Genomic DNA, 17,464 nt, shown 5'->3' on the forward strand with positions numbered 1-17,464 from the left:
GGTTAGGTGCCTACGCGGAGGACTTCGCTCAGGTGTTGGCGGCGGCGGAGGGCGGACTCGGCCGGGGCCACTGTCAGGGCCACCACCAGGAACGACGTGGAGACCAGGATCAGCGCCGGCCACGGCAGGTGGACGGATGGGTTCGCGGACTGGCCGGTCAGCAGGCGTAGCGCCAGCGGGCCCAATGTCTGCCAGGCCATCCCCAGCCCCAGCGCCGGGCCCGCGACCGCAGCAACCACCGCGAGCGGAAGCAGCTCGGCCGTCGCGACCCGGCGGGCGTCGCGGGGCCGCAGTCCGATGGTCCGTAGCCGGGTAAGCGTCTGCCAGCGCTCCGGCGCGGTGGCCGCCGCGCTGAGCGCGAACCCGAGCAGTCCGAGCGCGAGCATCACTACGGCCGAGGCCCACGCCAGCCGGAGAAGGCCGGCGACCAGGGGAGCGTCGTGCCGTTCCCGCAGGATCTCGGTGCGGATCACGGCGTCACCGGCCACCCCGCTGGTGGTGATCGCCTGCGCGGCGCCGGGGCCGGTGGCCCAGATCGTGTCCGGTTCGGCGGTCATTCCGGCGGCGGCGAGGGCGTTCGCGTCGACAAGGACCACGTCGGGAGCGCCGCCGATCGCGGGAGCCGTTCCGACGGCGACGAGAGCCACGGCGGGTGCGTCGTCACGGAGCAGCTGAAGCTTCATCCCGACCCGCATGCCGCCATCAGACGACAGAACCAGCGCAGGAACAGGAAACTCCCCATCCGACATTCCCGATTTGTCGGGCAGGGTGGAGGGCACGACTGAAGGCACGACCGAGGGCGAGACCGGCGACGTCAGCCTCGCCAGCGCCTCGCCATCCGGGAGTGGCGTGTCCGCCAGCAGTTCCCGGAACGCCGCCGTGTCCACGATCACCAGGCGCGGCGACACCGTGACCTCCGCCGCCACGATTCGCGCGCCGTCAACGACCTGACCAGCCACAACATGCAAGACACCACTCTGCCCAGCGAGCCGCCGCACCAGCTCGGACGAAGCCGACGACTCCGACCCCGACGGCGACCCCGACCCCGACGGCGACGACGACGGCGACGATGGCGATGGCGATGGCGATGGCGATGGCGAATCCAGCGCGAGGTCCAGCCGCGCCTCCGCCCCGACTGTCCGCCACGCCCCGTCGCGCAACCCCGCCTCCACCGTGCCCGCCACGGTAAACGCGAACACCGGCAACCCCGCCGCCACCACCATCGTGACCAGCGGCAACACCCGCCCTGCGGTCTCCGATACCCGGGATGCCCCGAAGACCGCGAGCGGCCGCGCCGACCGTACCGCCCACCGCAGCGCAATTCCGGCACCCACCGGTGCCAACCGCAACAGGATCAGGGCACCTGCCAGAACCCCGAGCGTGGGCGCGGCCGCCGGTAACGCGACAGCAGCACCAGGCGAAACTCCACGCTGGTGAAGCGCCGCGAACGCCGCCGCGACCACCACGAGAACCGCGAGTTCTCCCGCGACCCGGCGCATCTGGGCGGTGCGTGCGATCCGCCGCCGGGCGCTGCGGTTGGCGGGCGCGCGGCGGTCGCGGGTCGCGCGTGCGGCGGCGATCACCGCGAGCACCGGCCCGGCCAGGACGGCCGCGAGCACCACCGGCATCACCGCGACCACTGCGGCAACCCCGAAAACAGGCTGCGGGCCGTTGCCGCTCACGCTTTCCGAGACGAGCGTACGCGCAACAGCGAGCCCGATCCCGGCAGAGACCAGCGTGACCGTGGCCGACTCGATGACCAGCTCGATCGCGAGGACGGGCAGTCCGGTGCCGCGTTGCCGGGCCACCGCCAGCGCCGGGGTGCGGCGGTGCACCAGCAGGCCGGCGGCCAGCAGCAGGACCAGCACGGCAACCGTGAGCACCGCGATGAGCAGCACGGATGCCTGCGCGGAGGCAGCGTTCACCTGTGCGCGCACGTCGCGGAGCACCGCGTCGAGCTGGGTGTTCCAGGTCGAGGCGGTGTCGAACGAGCTGGACGACGCGGACGTGGCCTTGAGCGTCACCGCGGTCGCGGCGATCCGGTCGGCGGATTCCCAGGTCAGAACGTCGGGGTCGGGGCTGAACCAGACGGTGCGACTGGTGTCGTCGGGTCCGAACGCGAGCCGCGCGTCGGGCAGCGACGCAGCGGAGAGCAGGCCACCGAATCGGGTGCTGCCGAGGCCGTCCGCGCCGGTCACCGGTTCGAGCAGCCAGGGCGCGAGCCGCCACGCCGGGTCGGCCGGGTCAGTGGGCCGGAACACGCCGCTGACCACGACGTCCTTCGTGTTACCTTTCTCGTCGGCGACCGGGATGTGGTCACCGGGCTCGGCGTCGAACGCCGCGGCCGCCGTCTCGGACAGCCCGATCGACACGGTCCAGGGCGGCCCGGACGGCGACACCTCGGGGAAGCCCTCCTCGGTGGGTCCGGGTTCGCCCCCGGTGAGCCAGGTGACGGCCGGCCCGCCGTCGCGGGACAGGTATCCGAGCCGCAGCGTCCGCAGCACGCTCCCGTCGGTGACCTTGAGGGTGGGCGTGGTGACCCCGGCGACCGGCGGGAGCAGCGCCGCGCGCAGGCCGCCGCCGAGCTCGTCGAGGGCACGTTCCCGCAGCGCCGTGACGTCCTCGGCGAGCCGCGGCATCCGGATCCGGCCGGTCTCGCCGTCGTCCGGTTCCCAGCGGGCGGTCACTGTCACGTCAGCGGCGCTGCCGGCCCGGCGTACGGCGTCCCGGACGGCGTCGTCAGCGGTCGACCGCAGCAGCGACGGCACCGCCCCGGCCAGCGCGGACACCACGGCGACCACGACAGCGGTGAGCAGAAGCGGGCCGGCGTCGGCTCGCGCCCGCCCCCGCACGCTGGGCCAGTGCAGGATCGGCCAGTGCAGGATCGGCCAGTGCAGGATCGGGAGCTTCATGAGGCGACTCGCAGGTGGGCGGCGTCGGCGCGGCGGGACTGCACGAGCACGACGGTGGCGACCGCGATCAGCGCGGCGGCGAGCAGGGCGAACAGCAGTCCGGCCTGCGCCGGCCAGGGCCACATCGGAACCACGCCGGGCACCGGGGCGGCGCCGGTTTCCGAGCGTACGAGCAGGGGCGCGACGATCCAGGCGGACAGCGCTCCGACGGCCGCGCCGGCCGCCCAGAGCGGGAGCAGGACCACCATGTGCTGGCCGAGCAGGGTGCTGCGGATCTCGCGACGGGTCATGCCGAGGCCGCGCAGCCGGGCCACTTCGAGGGCGCGGGCCTGCAGGTCGCAGGTGACGTGCAGGAGCACGCCGGCGAGCAGCAGCAGGGCGGCCGCCGGTACGAGCAGCCGCAGCACGGCCGGCAGCCCGGCGGGCACCGGCCCGGCGGTGAGCCGGTCGGTCTCGCCGGCCCGGGTGACGGCCGTGCCCAGGTGCAGGCCGGTCAGGTCGGTGCGGACCGGGTCGCCGACCCACCACGCGTCCACCGGCGAACCGAGGTCGCCGCGAACGGCCAGGGCCCGGGAGAGGGTGTCCAGGTCGGCGAGCAGGGCAGCGCCACCGGGTGCGGACGGCACCGCCGGCACCAGGTCGGCCACCGTGATCGGTACCGCGGTCAGTCCGATGGTCAGATCCAGCCGGCCACCCACCCGTACCCCCAGGTCGTCGGCGAAGCCGGCGGAGACCGCGACCGGAACCGGTCCGGGGTCGGGAAACGCGGTCGCGACCAGGGTGCGGGCCGCTTCCGGCGGGCCGCCGAGCTGAACGGTTCCGGTCATCCGCAGCCCGCTCGCGCCGGTAGTGACGGCCGGATCGGTGAGCTGCTCGGCGGACGGCGCCGCCGAGGTGGCGGTCCACTTCTCCGAGGCAGGCGTGGTGCCCGGGATGGTCAGGGTCACGGCGATGTCACTGGTTCCCGTCGCGTCCCAGGCGATGGCGTCACCGGTCACCGGGACGGCGACCGCGATGACGCGTACCCCGGAAGGCGGATCGCACGCGCTCAGCTGGTGTGGTCGCGCGTCGAGGGTGACCGGCGCGGTCGCGCAGGTGGTACGCAGGCCGGTCGCGTCCTCGAGGAGGAGTTCCGGGGTCACCGAGAGGTGAGCGCCGGAGCTCGCGGTGCCGGTGAGAGTGGGCGTACCGGTGAGAGGGAGGCCGTCGGCGTGGGCCGGAGCGGCGAGGTTCGCGCCCACGTCTGCCCAGGTACGGCCGTTGTCGAGACGGCCGCGCAGCAGTGCGCCGGCCCGGTCGGTGTCGACCGCGACCAGGCGGGGAGCGGAGCCGGCACCGCCAAGCCATTGACCGACGGCGACTCCCCGGTCGACGGCGGGGCTGACCGTTCCGCCTGTCGCGGCCGCCACCGCGGCGCCCTGGCCGGCTGCCGGTGGCTGGGTGAGCGCGAGGGTGAGGTCGGTGCCGACGGCGAGGGCGGCCTGGTCGCGCTGCGAGCGTTCCCAGGTGGCGTCCAGGGCGATGCCGAACGTCGCGGACGCGCAGGCCAGGGTGACCAGCAGCCCGGCCGCGGTGGCCTGCGGGCGGCGGGCCGCCTCGAACGCGGCGAGGGGCAGCGGGAGGCTGTTCGCGCGGCGGGCGAAGCGGTCGGCCAGCGCGAGCGCGGGCGGCGCGAGACGCAGCGCCAGGGCCGCGCCGGCGATGAGCAGCAGCGCCGGCGCCAGGACCCGGACCACGTCGGGGCCGCCGGAGTCACCGGTGGGCTGGGCGCGCAGCTGCCACCAGCCGCCGGCCGCGAGCGCGACCAGCAGGACGTCGGCGCCGGAGCGGGCCAGCAGGTCGCGGCGGGTCCGTTCGTCAGTAGCCGGCGCGGACCGCAGACCGGAAACGATCAGCATGACGGCGAGGGCGGCGGCGCCGGCCGCGATGGTGAGCACCTGGACGATGGTGATCGCCGGCGCGGATGCCAGCCCCGCGCTACCGAGCGGTGGCAGACGGGTGAGCGCGGCGTGCAGCAGCGCGGACGCCGGAATCGCTGCCGCGATGGAGAGCAGCGCGAGCGCGGCGGCCTCGACGGCGGCCACCCCGGCGAGCTGGCCGCGGCCCGCGCCGAACGACGAGAGCAGCGCGGACTCGCCGGCGCGCAGCTCGGTGGTGAGGCGGCCGGCCAGCGACAGCGCGGTGGCGGTGAGCACCGCGCCGAGGACCGCGACGGCGAGCACCGCCGCGCTGGTGACCTGCTGCTGGTGCTGCGACGACTGGAGCACCGAGGGCAGCTCGGAGGCGACCCGCTCGATGCGTACCCGCTCGCCGAGGACCCGGGCCAGGCGGCGATCGGCGGTGCGCACGTTCGCCGTGACGGCGTCCAGGTCGGACAGTCGGGGCGCGGACAGGTCCGGCACCGCGGTGATCTCCAGCCGGTCGAGCGTGGAGCCGGTGGCGAGCAGGTCGTCCCAGCCGACCAGGAACGGGCCGTACGCGCGGGAGTCACGCAGCGAACTCGTGTCCCGGTACGCCGGGTCGAATCCGGCGCCGGCCAGGGGATCACGGTCCCAGCCGGTGCCGGCCAGTGGGCGTACCACCCCGACAATCGTGACGGTCAGCGCCGGTGCGGGGTCGCGGGCGAGTTCGGGGCCGAGGCGTACCCGACTGCCGGTGGTGACGCCGAGCTGCCGCGCCGTGGTCTCCAGCACGACGCCCTCGCCCGGCGCGGCGGGCCAGCGCCCGTCGGCGAGCTCGGCGCTGGCGGGCAGGTCCTGGACGGCGGAGAGATAACCGGCGGAGTCCTTCGACAGTGATCGCAGCACACTGGAGGCCCGCCCGTCGGTGCGGACGCCGAACGGGGCCAGCGACGTGGTCAGCAGGTCCCGGGTGTCCGCCGCGACCCCGGCGGCGTCCGCACCCAGAACCGTCACGTTGTACGCCGTGACCTCGGCATTCTCGCCCGTCACCCGGGACGCCGCCACCTCCAGGGCCCGGTCCGCGGTACGCGTGACGAGCAGCGCGCAGGTGCCGAGCAGAGTGGCGCCGAGCGACACGATGGCGACCAGGACGGCGAGGAGCTGCCACTGCGCCCGTGCCCGCCCGAGGAGCAGCCCGGTCACTCGGTGATCCGGCCGTCGTTGATCCGGATCACCCGATCGGCGAGCGCCATCATGATCGGGTCGTGGGTCGAGATGAGCGCGGTGACGCCCTCGGACTCGACCACCCCGCGCAGCAGCGCCATCACCGCTCGGCCGGTGTCGGCGTCGAGCTGGCCGGTCGGTTCGTCGGCGATCAGCAGCCGCGGCGACGCGGCCAGCGCGCGGGCGATCGCGACCCGCTGCTGCTGGCCGCCGGAGAGCTCACCGGGCCGCTGCCCGGCGTGGTCGCCGAGCCCGACCAGGTCGAGCAGCAGGGCGACCCGGCGTTCGCGCTCGGCCGCCGGCGTGCGCGCCAGCCGCAGCGGCGCGCCCACGTTCTCGGCGGCGGACAGGACCGGGATCAGGCCGAACGTCTGGAAGACGTACGCCACCTTCTCCCGGCGCAGCCGCGACAGGCCGTCCTCGTCGAGGGCGGTCACCTCGGCGCCGTCGACGTGCACGGTGCCGGTGTCCGGGCGGTCCAGGCCGCCGATCACGTTGAGCAGTGTGGTCTTGCCGGATCCGGAGCGCCCGACCAGGGCGACCATGGTGCCCGGCGCGACGTCGAAGCTGACGTCCTGGAGGGCGTGCACGGCGTTTGCCCCGGCGCCGAAGGTGCGCGTGACTGCTTTCACCCGTAACAGGGTCATTCCGCACCCTGGATCGTGATGTGGTCGGCCTCCAGGGCCAGCCGTACCCGGCGGGTGAGGTCGAGGGCCTCGCGGTACTCGCGGGGGATCTGTACGCGGCCGGCGCGGTCCATCACGGCGTACTCCTCGGCGATCACCTGGGTGTCGCCGTTCTCGGCGGTCGCGGTGCGGCGCAGCACCTCGCTGCTGGTCCGGCCGTCGCGGATCGCCACCGTGCGCTCCACCTGGCCGCTCACCGACGGATCGTGGGTGACCACCACGACGGTGACCCCGAACTCCCGGTTGACGTGGCGCAGCGCCTCGAACACCTCGGCCGACGTGGTGGTGTCCAGCTCACCGGTCGGCTCGTCGGCGAGCAGCACCCGCGGCCGGTTGGCGAGCGCCACCGCGATCGCGACCCGCTGCTGCTGACCGCCGGACATCTGGGACGGACGCCGGTCGGCGCAGTCGGCGATGCCGAGCGTCTCGAGAAGCTCACCGGCGCGTTCGCGCCGGTCTCGCTTCGGCATCCGGGCGGCCGCCATCGGCAGGTCGATCACCTGCTTGGCCGAAAGGTACGGAACCAGGTTGCTCGCCGTCTGCTGCCGGACGAACCCGACCGTCTGCCTGCGGTACCGCACCCGGTCGGCGCGTGACATGGACAGCAGGTCCCAGGTGTCGACGTGCGCGCGGCCGGCGGTGGGCGCGTCGATGCCGGCCAGGATGGAGAGCAGCGTGGACTTGCCGGAACCGGACGCGCCGACCACAGCGATCATCTCGCCGGCGTCGACCGACAGATCGAGACCTTGCAGAGCCTGTACCTCGATCGAGCCGGTCTGATAGATCCGGACCAGGCTCTCGCAGAGGATCAACGACATATTTCCCCCCGTACGGATCTTGAGCCTGCCTTTCCTACTCCTGTTTGCCGTGCCTTGTAAACATGTCCGGTCGCCTGGCTCGTCTTTCATGGTGAGGGGGGAAATTCATGCGGAGCGGCTTCGAGGAGTACGTGAAAGCGCGTGGCGACGCCTTGCGCCGATTCGCCTATCTGCTGTGCGGCGACCGGCATCTCGGCGAGGATCTCGTGCAGGAAGTGCTGGTCAAAGCCTATCGGCGATGGCATCGCATCGAGGCTGATCAGCCCGACAGTTATTTGCGGACCGCTCTGGTGCGTTCGCACGTGAGCTGGTTGCGCCGCCGATCCAGTGGGGAGCGGCTCGGCGCGGTCGCGGAGGACCGGGCGATCGCCGGTGACATGGCCGACGAGCAGGCGATCCGGGCCGATCTGTGGACCCGGCTCGGGCTGCTGAGCCGGGCGCAGCGGGCCGTCCTGGTGCTGCGTTACTACGAAGACCTCGACGACAAACAGATCGCCGAGGTGCTGCGCTGCTCGCCGGCGACTGTCCGGGTGCACGCCGCGCGCGGCCTGTCGCGACTGCGGGCCGAGCTGATCCCGTCCGTTACCGGGGAAGGAGCTTCGTCGTGAGTCTGGAAGATGATCTGCGGATCGCCCTGCACGAGCACGCCGCCGAGCCGGCGCCTCAGCGTGATCTCTGGGCGGGCGTCAGCTCCGGGGTCCGCCGTGACCGGCGCCGCCGTGCGGTCCTGGCCACCGGCGCGGCCGTCGTGGCGATCACGGCGGTGGCCACGGTGCCGGCTATCCTCGCCGCTCGCGACGACCGGTCGGCGCCGATCATGCCGGCCACACCGGTGCCGTCCGTGCCGTCGGTTCCGGCTGTCGACTGGGTGTGGCCGATCCCGGCCGAGCAGCTCTTTCCGCGCGAGCCCGGCTGGGTGCCCGGCGGCCTGGGCGAGCCGACCGCGACGGTGATGGGCGCGAACAGGCTGCTGCACTACGAGCAGGGCGAGTCGGTCCTGGAGGCCGAGGTCGGGCCGATCGAGCCGTCCTGGGAGTCCGAGGGCGAGGAGGACCACGCCGCCGACGTGGGCGGGCGGCCGGCGACCGTGCGGACCGCGTCGAGCTTCGACGGTTCGAAACCGGGCGAGCAGTTCGTCGGAGTCCGGTGGCGGGTGGCCGCCGGTGACTGGATGCAGGTGCTGAGCTGGGGCGACCGCGACGAGGACGAGATCCTGCGGTTCGCCCACGAGCTGAAACCGGGCAGCGGGCCGGGCGTGCCGGACGATCTCGCGTTCGCGCTGGTGCCGTCCGGGTTCAGCGTGCAGCACCAGAGCGAGGGCAGTCTCTGCATGGCAGCACCCGCGGTGGTCGCGTCGGAGCGCCAGCCGTCCGGTCTCTGCGCCTATGTGGTCGACGAGCCCTATCAGCCACTGGCCGAGGCCGGCCCGGAGCACGTGACGGTCGCCGGCCGCCCGGCCACCTACTACGCGGACCCGGCTCGGGTCGACGTGGATCTGGGCGGCGGCAAGACGCTGAACATCACCTGGGACGCGGAGGCGATCCCGCTCACCCGAGAGGAGGCCTTGCGCTTCGCTGAAGGGGTGACCGTCCGAGGCTGATCAGCCGATGTGGATGGTCGTGGAGACGCTGTTACCTTGCCCGCATCCGAGATCAATTCGGCCGGGGCGGGGAGTGGCGGGTGCCGGAATTCTGGGAAGCCGTGGGACAGCGCTGGCAGGCCGCGGTCGACGCGGCCGGCGACGTCCCGGACGGGCGGCTGGTCACCGAGGAACTACGCAGACGGGACCGTCGGGAGTTGTCCGGGACCATCGCGATCACGGGTTACCGCGGTGCGGGCAAGACCGTGCTGCGTGACGGTCTGCTCAACCGGATCGAGCAGAACTACGTTCCGCCGCCGAAGAGCCTTGTCGACGAACTGCATCGGTTCACCCTGGAGCGAGGCCGGGACCTGCGGCGGATGGGCCTGGTGGTCGTCCCGGGACAGTCGTCGGCCGACCGGAGCGATTCGCTCGCGCGGATCTTCGATCCCCGGCGGGAGATCGCCCCGGCCGGCGTGATCCACGTCGTGTGCTGGGGACACAACACGATCGACTCGGTGCAGGACCGCCGGACGATTCGTAAGGAGATCGAGGCGAGCGGGCGCGAGTTCGACCTCGGTGCGCTGCAGGACTGGAACCGGCAGGCGGAGCTGGAGGAGTTCCGGCAGGTCGCCGAGCACGTCGGCGGGGTCTGGGGCCGCAATTCGACACCGTGGCTGATCATCGCGGTGGCGCAGTCCCATCTGTACTGGAACGCGATCGAACGGGCCGCCCACCACTACGTGCCGGGCTGGCCCGATCCGGACGAGAAGAAACCGGGCCAGCCTGTGCCGGGCCAGCCTGTGCCGGGCCAGCCTGTGCCGGGCCAGCTTGGGCGGGGCCACTCTGTGCCGGGCCGGGAGCCGGAGCCTGAGTCGGAGTTCCGGCAGGATCTGCGCGGCCTGGTGGAGGACATGCGGACCCGTGGGCAGACCCGGATCGCGGTCCTGCCGCTGGCCAGCTATCCCAATGACTACCGGTTCGACAACATCCGGATCAAGTCCGGTCTCGGGGCCGCGGAGGGCCGCAACCTGATGGGTACGTTCGCCACGACGCTGGGGGAGTTCTGTGACCTCGGAACGCGATAGCGAATCGGCGCTGACCACCGGCGAGGAATTCGACGAGGCCCTCGACCGTGCCGAGCTGCTGCTGCGGGGGATCCAGGAGATGCGCCTGGCGGTGGCCAGGATTCGCCTGGGACAGTTTTCCGTGGCAGCGGGCGGTGCCCTCGCAGGCGGGCTTCTGGCGGCCGCCGGCGTCGTGGCGGACGTGATCGCCGTCGGGGGTTTCCTCACGGTGCTCACCGGGATTCTCGTGGGCGCCCTTCTGTCGTTTCTTCGTGTCTTTCTGGTGGGGCCGTTGCTGCCCCGGATCCGCCGGGATGAACGGACCATGATCGAGCTGGTGGACACGTTGCGGGAGCTCTTTCCGCATCTGTCCCGCCGGGAGCAGTGGAGCGACCTGAGGCGCTATCTGGTCCGCACCCGGCTCGAACAATTCCCGGTCGGCGCGAAGGACGTGACCCGGTGAACGCCGCGCCGGGCACCACCCGATCGGAGCGACGGTGGACCTGGGCCGGTCGTGCCGCCGACGCGTCAGCACTGGTCCAGCTGGCCTGGAACGCCGTCCGGCTGGTCACCGCGCCGGTGCTGGCCGGCGTGTGGCTGGCCTCGGTGGACAGCGTGGGCCTGGCACTGCTGGCCGGTGGCGTGGCAGCGGCCGTTTTCGGAGCGGCCTACCTGATCTGGGCCTGGAAGAAGCGCGGCGACCCGTACCTGGCCTGTGATGCCCGCGCGAACCGGCGGGTGACGTTGTGGCTGCGTGCGGGTGCCGGAGTCGCGGCGGCCGGGTTGGTCACGGTGGGCGTCGCGGTGGTGCTGCTGGCCCGGGGGTAAGCCAGGGACTTCCCCTGGGGCGATGCCGGTGCCCGGCGAGCGATCGTGTTCATGCGGATGCCGGACGGCATCGGCGAGCGCACGGAGGTTGAGAACGATGGTGGATTACCAGGTCGAGATCGTGGTCCTGCCGGTGCACCTGGTCGCCGATGACATCGTGGCCGCCCACGACGACCTGGTTGCCAAGGGTGTCGACGTGAGCGACGTCTTCCACGACGCCGGTGGCGTGTTTCACCACGCCGGCACGGACGCGCGTCTCGCCGGGCCACACCCGGACCGGCAGACCTACGGCTCGTGGCTGTCGTTCGCCGACCCGGACGGCAACCAGTTCTTCGTCCAGGAGGTGACGAAGCGCCTGCCCGGGCGGGTCAGCCAGGTCGTCTACAGCTCGGCCGGCGAGGTCGAGCAGGCGCTGCGGGACGCCGCGATCGCGCACGGCAAGCACGAGGCCGAGGTGCTGGGCGGCAAGCACGACGAGGACTGGCCGGCCTGGTACGCGGCGTACATGGCCGAGGCTGCGGGGCTGGGCGCCGGAACCGGCGCCGCGAGCGAGACGATAGGACCATGCGAACTTTTGATGTGGTGGTTGTCGGCGCCGGCCCCGGTGGCGAAGTCGCGGCCGGATACCTGGCTCAGGCCGGGCTCAGCGTCGCGGTGGTCGAGGGTGACAAGGTCGGCGGCGAGTGCTCCTTCTACGCCTGCATTCCGTCCAAGTCCCTGCTCCGGCCGGGTGAGCTCGTCGCGCAGGCCGGTCGCACCCCCGGCGTGACCGGTGCGACGCTCGACGTCCCGGCCGTCCTCGCCTACCGGGACACGCTGATCGGCAACCTCGACGACGCCGGCCAGGTGCCGTGGCTGCTCGATCGCGGCATCGAAGTGATCCGGGGCTGGGGCAAGCTGGTCGGCGAACGCCGGCTCGTCGTGACGAAAGACGGCGAGCAGGAAACCATCGAGGTGCGGAAAGCGGTGATCCTCGCCGGTGGCACCCGGGCCACCCTGCCGCCGATCGACGGGCTCGCCGAGGCGAACCCGTGGACCAACCGGGAGGCCACGACCGCCCAGGAGATCCCGGAGTCGCTGGTGATCATCGGCGCGGGCGTGGTCGGCACCGAGATGGCACAGGCCTACACGTCGCTGGGCGCACACGTCACGCTGATCGGCAACGTGCTGCCCCGCGAGGAGGGCTTCGCCGGCGAGCAGGTCAGCGCGGCGTTGCGGGAACAGGGCGCGGACATTCGTACGGGCGTGCGGGCCGTGTCGGTCACGCGTACCGACAAGGAAGTGACCGTGACGCTCAGCGATGGCGCGGCAGTGAGCGCGAGGGAGGTCCTGGTCGCGGCCGGGCGCAGCCCGCAGAGCGCCGGACTGGGGCTGGAGAGCGTCGGGATCGCCACGAGTGGATATGTGGCGGTCGACGAGCGGATGCGGGTGGCGGGCAGCGAGTGGCTGTACGCGATCGGCGACGTGAACGGGAAAGCGCTGTTCACGCACATGGCGAAGTACCAGGCCGGCATCGCGGCCGCGGAGATCCTCGGCCGGAGCATCGTGACCGAGCACCTCGCCGACGGGCCCGGATCGCCGCGGGTGATCTTCACGGAGCCGCAGGTGGCGGCCGTGGGTTACACGGTGGCGGGCGCCGCCGAGGCCGGGCTGAACGTCCGGGTGGTCGACGTGGACACCGACGGTAACGCGGGCGGGTCGTTCGCCGGTGGCATCGGCGGGACTGCGCGGTTCCTGGTCGACCAGGACCGGGACGTTCTGGTCGGCGTCACGATCACCGGTGCGGACGTCGCTGACTTCCTGCAGGCCGCCACGATCGCGATCGTCGGCGAGGTGCCGGTGCGGCGGCTGCGGCACGCGGTGCCGGCGTTCCCGACCCGCAGCGAGCTCTGGCTGAAGTTCCACGACGCGCTGGGAGTCTGATGCCGGTCCGCACGCTCACGCCCAGGGTGAGCAGACCCGCTCGCGGATCACGGCCGCCGAGATCCGCGAGCGGGGCGTGGACTCGACGAGCCGACTGACAACCTCGACCGCCCGGCCCGCGACCGGCTCGTCGCGGTCCTGGACCGGCTGCCTGCTGCTGGTCAGCCACGACCGGGAGCTGCTCGACGAGGTGGACCGGATCGCGGCGCTGGTTGCCGGGGAGATCCGCTGGTACGGCGGCGCCTACAGCGAATACGAGGAAGCGCTGCGCGGGGAGCGGGAGGTCGCCGAGCGGGAGGTTTCGACGCCGATTTCCATATTCGCGGGCCGGAGCGGATCGCGTCGACCGGGCCGAACGGTGTCGGGAAATCGACGCTGCTGCGGCTGATCAGCGGCGCCGACCAGACCGCCTACCTCTCCCAGCGTGATGGTTGCGCCGGGAGAATCGGCGCGGCGATGCCCGCGAACAATTGCGCGCGGCGCACGACGCATTCACCAGCATGGGCGCGACCGGCTTCGCCGACCGCGCCGGCCGGGAGCTGCATCAAACGGTGCAGTTGCCCTGACTCGTCATTGGCCGACTCGATCCCGCGCTTTCATCGGCGACCCTGAGTGCTGATGTTGACGCGATCTCGCGCAACGCATTCAGCACGGTCCGCGCCGCCGCCCGATGCAACGTCTCCGGCCTGGTCAACACGTCAATGTGTCGTCCGGCCGGCAGATCAGCCAGTGGACGCAACACCAACCGTGGATCGGCGACGCTCGTATAACCGGGCAACAACGCCAGTCCACCACCGGCCGCCACCACGGCTGCCGCGACGGTGAACTCGTTGATGCGATGCACCACGTCCAGCGGCCGCCCCGCCGTCGCCGCGATCGCGGTCAGCACACCCTGCAGCGGGAACCCGTCATGGACACTGATCCACTGTTCCGTACTGACATCAGCCGCGGTCAGCTCCGCCCGCCCGGCCAGTCGATGACCTGCGGGCATCGCGATGTACAGCGGCTCGTAGACCAGTGGCGCCACCGTCACCCGGTCAACCGGCCAGGGCGGATCGTGGGCGAGCCGGTGCGCGACCACCAGGTCGTAATCAGCGACGAGCGCCGGAAAGTCGGCGTGCGCCACGTCCTGATCCGAACACCGCACCGCCGGCTCGCCGGCGCTGATCAAAGCCGGGAAGTACGCCAGCGCCGCGCTGTGGAACGCCGCCACCGTCACCGGCGCGGCCGGGTCCTCCAGGTACGCGTCCACCACCCGGTCGGCGCGGTCCATCGCCGTCCAGATCTCCGCTGCTGCCTCGGCGAGCGCTCGGCCCGCGCCGGTCAGCACAAGACGACGGCCCTGGCGCTCGGTCAGTGGAACCCGCGCGGACCGCTGCAAGACCTTGAGCTGCTGGGAAACCGCTGACGGCGTGATGTGCAGGGCCTCGGCGACGGCCGCGACGCTGCCCCGGTCGCCCAGCTCGCGCAACAGGCGCAGGTGATGCAAATCCATTAGGTATGACTACACCATTGGTTCAGAATCTCGTCCCTGGACTTCATCCGCGACACCCCGCAGGCTCGACACGTGCTCAAGGACCTCCCGCTGCTGGCCGTCGCGATCGTTTGGGGCAGCAGCTACCTCACCGCCAAGGACCTGACGGTCGCCGGCGGCGTGCTGGCCCTGCTCGCGCTCCGTTATCTGATCTCCGCTGCCGCGATGCTGCCGGTGCTCGCGATCCGCCGGCCGCGCCGGCCCAGCCGGCGCGAGATCGCGGTCGGCACGCTGCTGGGACTCACGCAAGCTTTGGTGCTCGCTTTCGAGACGTACGGGGTAGCGCACACGTCCGCGACCAACGCCGGTGTCCTGATCAGCCTGACGATCCTGCTCACACCGACGCTCGAAGGCGTCATCGGGCGACGTTTCCTGCCACCGGGCTTCTTCGTGGCCGCCGCCGTGGCGGTTGGGGGAGTGGTGCTGCTTGTCGCCGGCCCGGGCCTGCGGGCGCCGTCGGCCGGGGACGCGTTGATCCTGGTGGCGGCGATGATCCGGGCCGTGCACGTGACGCTTTCCGGTCATCTCGCTCGTGGCCGGGACTACGACACGGTCACGCTGACCACCGTGCAGACGGTCGTCGGGGCGGTGCTGTTCACTGCGGCCGCCGGTCCAACGCTGTTCACCGCGGCCGCCGGTCCGACGCTGGGTGCGGCCGTCTCCGCGTACGGAAGAAATCAGTGGCTCGCGGTGACCTATCTGGCGCTGGGTTGCAGTGTCTTCGCCTTCCTCGTGCAGCTGTGGGCGATCCGCCGGACGTCGGCGGCGCGGGCGTCGCTGCTGCTCGGCACCGAGCCGGTGTGGGCGGTTCTGATCGGGGTGGGGCTGGGCGGGGAGCACCTGACCTGGTTAACCCTCGCCGGGATCGCGCTGGTGCTCGGCGGAACCTTCGCGGGGCAGCGGGTGGAGGCAAACGTACGCCGGGAGCTGCGGAAACCGATAGGTTCGGTGGAGTGGCAACCTCGCGTCCCGGAGAAGATGACGGGCAGTTAGTGCCGCATGGCACCGGGCAGGTGCCTGAGGTGCTCCATGAGCACATGTCCGATCTGAATCACTTCCTGATGGTGTACCGGTTCGGGCTCGCGGAGATCAACACCAAGCTGGACATCCTGGCCGAGGAACTCGCACACCACGGGACCGGCAATCCGATCGAGCACATCCGGCCGCGGCTCAAGACGCCGGCAAGCATTTCCGCGAAAGCGCGCCGCATCGGCTGCCCGCTCACGTACACCGACTTGCGGCAGCGGATCCGTGACATCGCCGGGATGCGAGTGGTGTGCGGGTTCGTCTCGGACGTCTACACCGTTGCGGAGATGCTGACCCGGCAGCCCGACGTTCAACTCGTGCTGACCAAGGACTACATCCAGAACCCGAAGCCGAACGGGTACCGCAGCCTCCACCTGCTCGTGGAGATCCCGGTCTTCATGTCGGACCGGATGGTGTCGGTGCCGGTCGAGGTGCAGTTGCGGACCGTGGCGATGGATTTCTGGGCCAGCCTGGAGCACAAGATCTACTACAAGCACAGCCCGCAGGTGCCGGCCCGGCTGCGCGATGAGCTGACGGCGGCGGCCAACGACGCGGCGCGACTGGATGAGCGGATGGAGCTGCTGCACCGGGAGATCCACGGTGGCCCGCCGCCGGTTCGGCCATCCGCCGGCCATTCGTCTGCAAGATGATTCACATCTTGCAAGAGCTTGCAATCTGATCGATTCACCCTAGGCTATGCGTGCCTCCCTCCACTGGGGAGGATCCATGCCTGACCGTCTGCCTTCGTTAACACGAAATTTACGGATAAGGCTGGATCCTTATGGATTCCAGGAGTGCTATGCGTTCGATCAGCAAGATGTTCCTCGCGCTGCTTGTCGGCCTCGCCGGCGTGCTGGCCATGATCACCCCGGCCAGCGCCTCACCCCCGCCGCCCACCCAGCTGGGCGGGCTCGACATCGGCGCGTACTGCCGCTCGATCGGGTACGCCGACGCGACACTGGCCGGCTCGACCGCGTACGACTGGAAGTGTGTCGCCGACGGTCGTGAAGGTGACCTGGCGTTCGACGCGGCCTGCCGCTGGGCGTACGGGAACGAGTACATCGTCGACCGCATCGACGACTTCTACGACCCGACCTCGGTGTCGTGCTGGTCGGTGCAGCCGGACGTGGTCACGCCGAACTTCGAGACGTACTGCACCGGGCTGGGATACAGCGGAGCCGCGCTGCTCGGGACCACGGTCTACGACTGGCACTGCGTGCAGTACAGCCGGGCCGGCCCGACCTACTACGACATCAATGTGGCGACCGCCTGCTCCACGCTGACGTCCGGGTACGCCCGCCTCGACCGATTCGCCAACTTCTACGACACGTCCAGCTGGCAGTGCCGAGTCTGAACAGGTCGTGATCCCTGGGCCGCAACCGCCACGACCGGTTGTGGCTCAGGGGTGGAGTCTCGCCTATCTGCTGATCCGAGGTGTCCGGCGTACCGCTGCCGAGTCGCCGGACCGACCCAGATGGCTGCCGAGCGCTGCGGCGATCTCGGCGGCGGCGGTGAGTTGCGCGGGGGTGAGCGCGTCGACGAAGAGTTCGCGGATCGCGCGCAGGTGCGGGATCGTGGCGGCGTCAAAAGCGGATTTGCCGGCCGGCTGAAGTACTGCCTCGGCGCCTCGGCTGTCGGTCAGGCACTCCTCGCGGCGGATCAGGCCGCGGCGGTCCATCCGGCCCAGGTGGTGGGACAGGCGGCTGCGTTCCCAGCCGATGTGTGCTGCCAGATCGGATGATCGCAATCGGCCAGCAGGCGCCTCGGCCAGCGCCAGCAGCACCGCATAGTCTCCCGGCGACAATCCGGAGTCCGCCTGCAGCCGCGCGCTGATGCGGCCGCGCAGCAGGTCGGTCATCTCGATGAAGTCCCGCCACGTGCTCAATTCGTCGCGAGCGGGGAGCTTGCGTCCGCCGGGCATAAACACCCACCTCCGGTAGTTGACGTGTCCATCATACTTTGCTGA

General features: G+C 71.5%; 15 protein-coding genes and 1 pseudogene. 10 read left to right on the forward strand and 6 right to left on the reverse strand.

Annotation, left to right across the window (positions count from 1 at the left end; genetic code table 11):
- Positions 1-2 precede the first annotated feature (2 nt).
- From ACQP2E_RS11415 to ACQP2E_RS11430, 4 genes are read right to left on the reverse strand one after another with little or no spacing between them, the layout of a single operon-like run.
- Positions 3-2,912 (reverse strand): FtsX-like permease family protein, encoded by a 2,910-nt coding sequence (locus ACQP2E_RS11415; protein ID WP_433830652.1) that lies wholly within the window; start codon positions 2,910-2,912, stop codon positions 3-5.
- Complete coding sequence (locus ACQP2E_RS11420) at positions 2,909-6,016, reverse strand: FtsX-like permease family protein (protein ID WP_433830654.1); 3,108 nt, start codon at positions 6,014-6,016, stop codon at positions 2,909-2,911. The genes ACQP2E_RS11415 and ACQP2E_RS11420 overlap by 4 nt, the downstream gene beginning before the upstream one ends.
- Positions 6,013-6,684 carry an ABC transporter ATP-binding protein gene (locus tag ACQP2E_RS11425; protein ID WP_433830656.1) on the reverse strand — a complete coding sequence of 224 codons (672 nt, stop codon included), beginning with the start codon at positions 6,682-6,684 and terminating at the stop codon, positions 6,013-6,015. The genes ACQP2E_RS11420 and ACQP2E_RS11425 overlap by 4 nt, the downstream gene beginning before the upstream one ends.
- On the reverse strand, positions 6,681-7,541 hold the full coding sequence (locus ACQP2E_RS11430; protein ID WP_433830658.1) for an ATP-binding cassette domain-containing protein: 861 nt from the start codon (positions 7,539-7,541) through the stop codon (positions 6,681-6,683). The genes ACQP2E_RS11425 and ACQP2E_RS11430 overlap by 4 nt, the downstream gene beginning before the upstream one ends.
- A gap of 107 nt (positions 7,542-7,648) precedes the next feature.
- Between ACQP2E_RS11430 and ACQP2E_RS11435 the strand changes: the two genes are divergently transcribed.
- The 7 genes and pseudogenes from ACQP2E_RS11435 to ACQP2E_RS11465 form a co-directional block, all read left to right on the forward strand.
- A complete protein-coding gene (locus ACQP2E_RS11435) occupies positions 7,649-8,149 on the forward strand; it encodes a SigE family RNA polymerase sigma factor (protein WP_433830660.1) in 501 nt (166 codons plus the stop codon).
- Positions 8,146-9,141, forward strand: a complete 996-nt coding sequence (locus ACQP2E_RS11440; protein ID WP_433830662.1) for a hypothetical protein — start codon at positions 8,146-8,148, stop codon at positions 9,139-9,141. The genes ACQP2E_RS11435 and ACQP2E_RS11440 overlap by 4 nt, the downstream gene beginning before the upstream one ends.
- 80 nt (positions 9,142-9,221) lie before the next feature.
- Positions 9,222-10,208, forward strand: a complete 987-nt coding sequence (locus ACQP2E_RS11445; protein WP_433830664.1) for a hypothetical protein — start codon at positions 9,222-9,224, stop codon at positions 10,206-10,208.
- The gene (locus ACQP2E_RS11450; RefSeq protein WP_433830666.1) at positions 10,189-10,650 is read left to right on the forward strand and encodes a hypothetical protein; all 462 of its coding nucleotides are present in this window, start codon (positions 10,189-10,191) and stop codon (positions 10,648-10,650) included. Before ACQP2E_RS11445 ends, ACQP2E_RS11450 begins: the two co-directional genes overlap by 20 nt.
- A complete protein-coding gene (locus ACQP2E_RS11455) occupies positions 10,647-11,015 on the forward strand; it encodes a hypothetical protein (RefSeq protein ID WP_433830668.1) in 369 nt (122 codons plus the stop codon). Before ACQP2E_RS11450 ends, ACQP2E_RS11455 begins: the two co-directional genes overlap by 4 nt.
- Positions 11,016-11,579: 564 nt before the next feature.
- Positions 11,580-12,938 (forward strand): dihydrolipoyl dehydrogenase family protein, encoded by a 1,359-nt coding sequence (locus ACQP2E_RS11460; RefSeq protein ID WP_433830670.1) that lies wholly within the window; start codon positions 11,580-11,582, stop codon positions 12,936-12,938.
- Positions 12,939-13,235: 297 nt separating this feature from the next.
- Positions 13,236-13,364: pseudogene (locus tag ACQP2E_RS11465) on the forward strand (ATP-binding cassette domain-containing protein); the annotation flags it as partial.
- A 118-nt stretch (positions 13,365-13,482) separates the two neighbouring features.
- Here ACQP2E_RS11465 and ACQP2E_RS11470 read toward each other — a convergent pair.
- The gene (locus tag ACQP2E_RS11470; protein WP_433830672.1) at positions 13,483-14,433 is read right to left on the reverse strand and encodes a LysR family transcriptional regulator; all 951 of its coding nucleotides are present in this window, start codon (positions 14,431-14,433) and stop codon (positions 13,483-13,485) included.
- Positions 14,434-14,505: 72 nt separating this feature from the next.
- Here ACQP2E_RS11470 and ACQP2E_RS11475 point away from each other — a divergent pair, with 72 nt between their 5' ends.
- The 3 genes from ACQP2E_RS11475 to ACQP2E_RS11485 all read left to right on the forward strand — a co-directional run bounded on the left by ACQP2E_RS11475 (position 14,506) and on the right by ACQP2E_RS11485 (position 16,852).
- Positions 14,506-15,465 (forward strand): DMT family transporter, encoded by a 960-nt coding sequence (locus ACQP2E_RS11475; protein WP_433830674.1) that lies wholly within the window; start codon positions 14,506-14,508, stop codon positions 15,463-15,465.
- Between the two features lie 44 nt (positions 15,466-15,509).
- Positions 15,510-16,148 (forward strand): GTP pyrophosphokinase, encoded by a 639-nt coding sequence (locus ACQP2E_RS11480; protein ID WP_433830676.1) that lies wholly within the window; start codon positions 15,510-15,512, stop codon positions 16,146-16,148.
- Positions 16,149-16,297: 149 nt separating this feature from the next.
- Positions 16,298-16,852 (forward strand): hypothetical protein, encoded by a 555-nt coding sequence (locus ACQP2E_RS11485; protein WP_433830678.1) that lies wholly within the window; start codon positions 16,298-16,300, stop codon positions 16,850-16,852.
- Between the two features lie 63 nt (positions 16,853-16,915).
- On the opposite strand, the gene ACQP2E_RS11490 is transcribed toward ACQP2E_RS11485, so the two are convergent.
- Positions 16,916-17,419, reverse strand: coding sequence for a MarR family winged helix-turn-helix transcriptional regulator (locus ACQP2E_RS11490; protein WP_433830680.1), 504 nt, complete (start codon positions 17,417-17,419; stop codon positions 16,916-16,918).
- Positions 17,420-17,464 lie beyond the last annotated feature (45 nt).

This window comes from Actinoplanes sp. CA-015351, from assembly GCF_050955685.1.
Classification (GTDB): domain Bacteria; phylum Actinomycetota; class Actinomycetes; order Mycobacteriales; family Micromonosporaceae; genus Actinoplanes.

Bases quoted from the DNA above. Each gene is read 5' to 3' on its own strand.
- ACQP2E_RS11480 (WP_433830676.1), top strand. From the start codon at position 15,510: ATGTCCGATCTGAATCACTTCCTGATGGTGTACCGGTTCGGGCTCGCG.
- ACQP2E_RS11430 (WP_433830658.1), bottom strand. From the start codon at position 7,541: ATGTCGTTGATCCTCTGCGAGAGCCTGGTCCGGATCTATCAGACCGGC.
- ACQP2E_RS11415 (WP_433830652.1), bottom strand. From the start codon at position 2,912: ATGAAGCTCCCGATCCTGCACTGGCCGATCCTGCACTGGCCGATCCTG.
- ACQP2E_RS11460 (WP_433830670.1), top strand. From the start codon at position 11,580: ATGCGAACTTTTGATGTGGTGGTTGTCGGCGCCGGCCCCGGTGGCGAA.
- ACQP2E_RS11435 (WP_433830660.1), top strand. From the start codon at position 7,649: ATGCGGAGCGGCTTCGAGGAGTACGTGAAAGCGCGTGGCGACGCCTTG.
- ACQP2E_RS11425 (WP_433830656.1), bottom strand. From the start codon at position 6,684: ATGACCCTGTTACGGGTGAAAGCAGTCACGCGCACCTTCGGCGCCGGG.
- ACQP2E_RS11470 (WP_433830672.1), bottom strand. From the start codon at position 14,433: ATGGATTTGCATCACCTGCGCCTGTTGCGCGAGCTGGGCGACCGGGGC.
- ACQP2E_RS11490 (WP_433830680.1), bottom strand. From the start codon at position 17,419: ATGCCCGGCGGACGCAAGCTCCCCGCTCGCGACGAATTGAGCACGTGG.
- ACQP2E_RS11485 (WP_433830678.1), top strand. From the start codon at position 16,298: ATGCGTTCGATCAGCAAGATGTTCCTCGCGCTGCTTGTCGGCCTCGCC.